Raw genomic sequence first — 6,244 nt, 5'->3', positions numbered from 1 at the left:
TGCAAGCCTTTGGGGCTAACAGCTTGATGAGTTTCGTTCGAGGTAATAAGGGCGTGCTGTACCGTGAAATCTTACAGGATGTCTGTGACCACCTTGATGTCAATTATCCAAAGGAAGGTAATACCGAAACCTTGGAATTAAACTTGTTATTGAAAGTATTAGAAAAAAGCTTAAATGAGCTGACCACGGAAGAGTTACAAACCTTTTCTCGTAATATGCAGCTTAACCTTACCAACCCCACGCCACAATTGATTTTGATAGCGGTTCAAGCGGCTATCCGTACCTCGGGCATTGCCGCACTGGAAGTGGCCACACTCTCAGCCATTGGTGTGATTAATGCACTCGGCGGGGTAGCCACACTCGGTACACTCTTTGCAGCACACCGGGCACTTTCCTTGATTGCTGGTCCGATTGGTCTTGCAGTGAGCTCGGCATGGCTTGTCGCTGACCTAGCGGGACCCGCTTATCGGGTTACCGTTCCTGCCTGCATCATTGTGGCGTACTTACGACAAAAGACCTTATCGCAATAAGGTTCACCACACCCACTTTATCCGCTTGCCGGAGCTATTTTAATAAGGACAACATCATGTCGACTTCTGTGTCTCGCCATGACCGGCTTGCGTCTCGGTTGGCGTTTATTATCAGTCAATTATTTCGAGGAGAAACCGTTTATTTATCCGAGTTGTCAGAAGAGCTCAATGTCTCGACTCGTACCCTACGGCGTGACTTTAATGAGCGCCTTCAGTATCTGGACTTGGAATATCACCAAGGTGGCTATCGATTAGCCGCGTCACAGCGTCCCTTTCGTACCGATAAGGACATATTGCGTTTTGCCGCCATTACGCATATCACCTTACTGTTTCCGGCTTTAGACAGGAAGCTGTTAACGGTTCTGCTCGACCCGACAATTGATTCACCGTTCATTGTCTATCATACGCCTCCTGAGCAGCGTCCCTCGCTGTTCGGGGGCTTTTATATCCTGACACAAGCCATTGTAAAACGGCGTTTACTGCAATTTGCCCACCAAGGAAAAAACATCACGAACGTTGCCCCGTATAAGTTGATTTATTACCACGGTCATTGGTATCTCGCTGCCGATATCGCGCAGCACATTCATGTCTTTGATGTAATGGCCTTGCAAGATGTGGTCATGACGGCGCGGAGCTTTCGTTATCGTGAAGACCTCAACCAACGGTTATGTGAAGAGGCGTTTATTCAAGCCTTGCCCCATTACCAATATATTCAATCACTCGTTAAATTATAAGGTATTAAGATGAAAACTATTTTTTATACCGTCTGCATCAGCAGCGCGCTATTGCTGGGATGTGATGATGCAACCTCAACTCCTGCTAAGACTGTTTCCCAAGACATTTTGCGTGTTCAAGGATTGATTTATGATTACGACCGCAGTGTCACACTCGGCGGTGTACTCAACCACCGTAAAGACTGTGTTTCGCCTACATGGGAAACCTTAATGGATGAACAAGAAAGGCCCTTGGTAGTCTATAAGTGTCAGTTAGCTGAAGGGGCATTACAAACCGCGATTAACCACGATTTAAATAATTGGTATCAAACAGCAATAGACGGTATGACTAAACTCATACCGCGTTTTGCCAATGCGGAAACACCGAAAACAGATTCAACCCTTGAGGAGCAGAGGCTTACACAGGTTTTACAGGTCATCACAACACTGTCTCAACAGGACTGGTCACTACTCCGTGGCAATGTTGACCAGCCCTATGCAATGACGACACCGATTGCATTTAATGCCGGTTATACCCCGTCAGAGGAAGCAGAGCACCAGCTTAAAGCGTGGAATGCGTTAACGGAGACATTGAATGACCACGCCCCTGATGTTGGCTTGTATTTATTACCGTGGTTAAACCAAACGGAAAATGTCGAGGCAATGCTCCGGAAAAAGGTCTCTGAGCTTCAGCAACACAATGCCAATGCGTTAACACAATTTAAAAACCAGCAAAATGAAGGCGTTCAAATCACGGAGCAATACATCACAGACCTAAAACGCGCACAACAAAATGCGCAAGACTGGTCAATCACCCAAGTTTTTATTTGGAGCCTCGTTAACCCTGAAAAGCCTGTTCTAACACATGTTCTGTATAACCTAGAGGATAAACAAGGGCGGGAGGATTTTACCGCCATGATGGAAAAAACATTGGGCCGCTCGGCAAGAACGAATGCCGTCGCATGGGCGTACCAAGGTAAACTTGAAACACCTCAAATTATTAACGGAATAGCGAAAGCGTTATTTTACTACCAAACACAATCCTTTCAAAAACCGGATATCGCCCGATATCAATACTGAGTTTTCACACACTATTCGGCGTTCATATTCAGTGAACGCCTGACTAAAGGGTAATCTATGTCCATTTTTAAACTTATCGCCACCTCTGTGAGCGTTATGACACTGGTGTCTATCACCTACTACGCCCAGAAGACGGTCAATGAGCAACTTACGCTTGAAGGCGAGTATTCTGATGCAGAAATTCAAGCGGCTCGACTTGGTGCAACACTAGCCTGTACCACGTTATTAGGCGGTGCCATTGAGCGACTGCTTAATGGGTTATTTAGCGACAATTAAAATTCATCTATTTCAATGTAATAACAGCATAACGGCAGGCCAACAGGTCTGCCTTTTTTATTTCATACTATCCACAAAAGGGCTTTCTTATGACACTTGAACCCATCATCGCAACACCCGTTTCCAACCACCAGCGCATGCATTTTTGGCAAACCCATTTTGGCACCGTTAAAGGCTTCGCCACCTTTGAAGTTGTTATCTTTACCATCATGGGGCAGTTCTGTGAGGAATACACGGGTGGTTATTGGGAATACTGTACCTTAACCAATGGCGGTGCGTTTATTTATCCTGATTTAAATCAAGAGGAGCTTACGCTATTCAATCCGCATAATGGTAATGAAGCGAAACTCAGCCCTGAAGGGGCTGGTGTTGCCATTTGTTTGATGCTGTATAGTCAGTGGTCATTTAGAACAGAAAGTGAAGTACTGGTCGAGCGTTTCTATCAGCTTCGTGACTATGCTATTCAACATCCTGAAAGTTCAGCCATTTTCCATCTTATCGATTAGCCACTCGCTTAATTTATTCTCTTAACCTTACCTATCTACTTTATTTTCAAGGAAATTGATTATGACTCGTTTAGCCTCCCGCTTTGGTGCTGCGAATAGCATTCGTCGTGACCGCCCGTTAACGATTGAAGAGTTGTTCCGTACTGTACCGAGTGTGTTTTCAGAAGAAAAACATGAATCTCGTAGCGAAAAGTACACTTACATTCCCACCATTACCTTACTCGATAGTCTTCAAAAGGAAGGCTTTTATCCGTTCTTTGCTTGTCAGACACGTGTTCGTGATGCTAGTCGCCGAGAGCACACCAAGCACTTGTTACGTCTCAGACGGCACGACCAAATCACAGGTATACAAGTCCCTGAAATTATTCTCTTAAATAGCCATGATGGATCAAGTAGCTATCAAATGTTACCGGGACTATTTAGAGCTGTATGCTCCAATGGTTTAGTTTGCGGAGATACGTTTGGTGAAGTGCGTGTGCCGCACAAGGGCGATGTGGTAGGAAAGGTGATTGAAGGGGCGTATGAGGTATTGGAAACGTTTGATATGGTAGCTGAAAAGCGCGAAGAGATGCAATCGTTATTGTTACCGCCACCAGCCCAGCAAGCCTTAGCACAAGCAGCTTTGACGTATCGCTTTGGTGAGGAACATCAACCTATAACTGAGGAGCAAGTATTGCAGCCTCGTCGCTGGGAGGATAAGAAAGATGATTTGTGGACGGTATTCCAACGTTTGCAGGAGAATTTAATCAAAGGGGGGCTATCTGGCAGAAATGCGAAAGGTAAACGCACTCGCACACGCTCAGTGAATGGCATCGATGGCGATATTAAATTGAATAAGGCGCTGTGGGTGCTAACAGATACTTTATTTAACCAAATTGCTCCCCGCCAGCCTAACTAATTTTGCTGCCCTGACAGATTATGTCGTTACGTCTTTCTTATTATTCAAATAAGAATCATAGCGTTATTTATCAATTGATTAGTGATAGTCATTTTTCACTAAAAAGCCCAATAAGAACTTCTCCCAACACAGAGGCTAGTAACTAAGAGTTTACTAAGATGTCAGTGGTAGGGAACAATAATAGTACTTTAGCTATTTATCAAAATAATATTTGGCAGATTGAATGATCTGCCATTTTTCTGATAAGCCTACGTTAAAAGTACAATTTTATTGAAGATATATCCTACTCTATCCAATAGTGAAGTTTTTCTTTTCCTTGATCTGCATGTTAAAAGAGATTTATTTGTATAGTCATTAAATGACAAATCGGCCTCGCTGATTAATTTATCCTATTGTTTACTGCCCGTATATAGGTGGTATTATTATCGATAATCGGAAAATATCCTTGTGCTATTATCAACTGTTGATAAGATATTCAAATTATGTATAAGAGTGCAACCGTTTGATTGGCAAAGTGCTACAAATACATTACGCTAGTAGCAGAGCTCTGAGTTTTAGAGTCTCGCTACACACAAACGTAATGAGTCTAAAAAGAGGCTAATGTAAATACGAGTAAATTATGAAAAACGTCAAACAATCACGTTGCATTATAGGTATTAAAGATCAAGCTTCTACTCCCGATTATACCGTTGATATTTGGTTCGATTCGTTAAAATCGCTTGCGTATGTGTTGTCAAAAGAAAACCAGCAACTGCTAAAAGTAATTGCTGAACAAAAACCTCAATCTATCACTGAATTGGCTAAACTAACGGATAGAGCTGTGAGTAATGTTTGGAGAACATTGAAAACACTGAGCAAGCATAGTTTAGTAAAAATGAAAAGCATAAAAAACACCCTTAGCGTGAAAGTCATCCATCAGGAATTTTTAGTCGTAGTCAATAATGAAAAATAAATCCAATATTCTTCAACAAGCAAGTATACTTATTAATTCTCTAGCAGTTGCCCATGTACCTCAAGACAGTAGCGTAGAAGCTGTCACTGATCAATGGTTACATGCCATTGCGACTGATAGTCAATTTTACTGTAATCATAATATAGAAAAGCCTGAACAACTCAAAAAAAACGTAATAAGCCAGTTAAAAAAAAATGGTTTATACACAACGCGAGAGGTGTTTTTCAATAATGTATTTGGATGTTTAAAGTTAAAACCAAACTTTGATACTAAATTTCGTTTTATCGACTTATTTGCTGGAATCGGTGGGATAAGGTTAGGTGCACAAGCCAATGGCGGAACTTGCGTATTTTCATCAGAATTTGATTCTTTCGCTCAAAATACTTATTCATATAATCATGGAGAGTATCCGTTTGGTGATATCACAAAAATTCAAGAAAAAAACATTCCTGATCATGATTTTTTATTAGCAGGCTTCCCTTGCCAGCCATTCAGTTACTCCGGCCGCTGCGAAGGTTTTGAGGATAAAACTAGAGGCACCTTATTTTTCGATGTTCTAAGAATCTTAGAACAAAAAAAACCCAAGTTTGTACTTTTAGAAAATGTAAAAGGTTTTAAGTCTCATAACAAAGGGGAAACTATGTTTATAGCGCTTAAAGCGCTAGAAGAAGCAGGATATTACCCGCACTGGACTATTTTGAATAGCTACGATTATGGCGTCCCACAGTACCGTGAAAGATGGTATTGTGTTGCTATTCGTAAAGATCTTGGAATTATTAATTTTTCATTTCCAAATTTAAAAGATAGAAAAACTAAACTTAAGGATATAATTGACCTTAGTGAGAATGATCCTTCTTTATCACTCAATGATTTTGAAAAAAAAAGAATTAAATATCATTTTGATAATTGTCAAAAACAGGAAAGAGTACAACATGACAACTCAATTTATGAACCACATACTAAAAAGGGTAGGTACGGAGTATTTTCATTCTTAAAAGCCGATGGTTCATTGAGGTTTCATGTTGGAGATGTCGCAAAAACTCAGATACAAGAGTCGTTTTACGCTTGTTTGGAAACATATGCCCCTACTATTATTGCAAACCGTGTCCCTAAATTATGGGATATTCAGAGAAAGCTATCTGTTAAAGAATCTTTGAGCCTTCAGGGTTTCCCTGATGAATTCGAGTTTTGTGTTTCCAAGGCTCAATCCTACAAGCAATTAGGTAACTCAGTAACAGTAAATGTTATTCAAGCAATTATTAAAAATATTATAAACATTAAGGATTGAG

General features: G+C 41.1%; 8 protein-coding genes. All 8 read left to right on the top strand.

Translation table 11 applies throughout. The annotated features are described in order from the left end of the window. Positions 1-530, top strand: a 530-nt coding sequence (locus GKR48_RS06135) for a ubiquinol-cytochrome C chaperone family protein (protein ID WP_154626591.1), incomplete at its 5' end; no start/stop codon positions are given. A 56-nt stretch (positions 531-586) separates the two neighbouring features. Then, complete coding sequence (locus GKR48_RS06130; RefSeq protein WP_154626589.1) at positions 587-1,264, top strand: helix-turn-helix transcriptional regulator; 678 nt, start codon at positions 587-589, stop codon at positions 1,262-1,264. Positions 1,265-1,273: 9 nt separating this feature from the next. Further along, complete coding sequence (locus tag GKR48_RS06125; protein WP_154626587.1) at positions 1,274-2,323, top strand: hypothetical protein; 1,050 nt, start codon at positions 1,274-1,276, stop codon at positions 2,321-2,323. Between the two features lie 57 nt (positions 2,324-2,380). Next, a complete protein-coding gene (locus tag GKR48_RS06120; RefSeq protein WP_154627415.1) occupies positions 2,381-2,599 on the top strand; it encodes a hypothetical protein in 219 nt (72 codons plus the stop codon). A gap of 89 nt (positions 2,600-2,688) precedes the next feature. Next, on the top strand, positions 2,689-3,105 hold the full coding sequence (locus tag GKR48_RS06115) for an antirestriction protein (RefSeq protein WP_154627414.1): 417 nt from the start codon (positions 2,689-2,691) through the stop codon (positions 3,103-3,105). 61 nt (positions 3,106-3,166) lie between these two features. Further along, positions 3,167-4,003, top strand: a complete 837-nt coding sequence (locus tag GKR48_RS06110) for a DUF932 domain-containing protein (protein WP_154627413.1) — start codon at positions 3,167-3,169, stop codon at positions 4,001-4,003. A 619-nt stretch (positions 4,004-4,622) separates the two neighbouring features. Beyond that, complete coding sequence (locus tag GKR48_RS06105; protein WP_154627412.1) at positions 4,623-4,955, top strand: HVO_A0114 family putative DNA-binding protein; 333 nt, start codon at positions 4,623-4,625, stop codon at positions 4,953-4,955. Then, positions 4,945-6,243, top strand: a complete 1,299-nt coding sequence (locus tag GKR48_RS06100; protein WP_154627411.1) for a DNA (cytosine-5-)-methyltransferase — start codon at positions 4,945-4,947, stop codon at positions 6,241-6,243. Before GKR48_RS06105 ends, GKR48_RS06100 begins: the two co-directional genes overlap by 11 nt. The last annotated feature ends 1 nt before the right edge of the window (position 6,244 follow it).

The sequence above is a fragment of the Providencia sp. wls1943 genome (assembly GCF_009706275.1).
GTDB lineage: Bacteria > Pseudomonadota > Gammaproteobacteria > Enterobacterales > Enterobacteriaceae > Providencia > Providencia zhijiangensis.
Note: the sequence above shows the minus strand (reverse complement) of the source record. Positions and strands in the feature narration are given on the sequence as shown.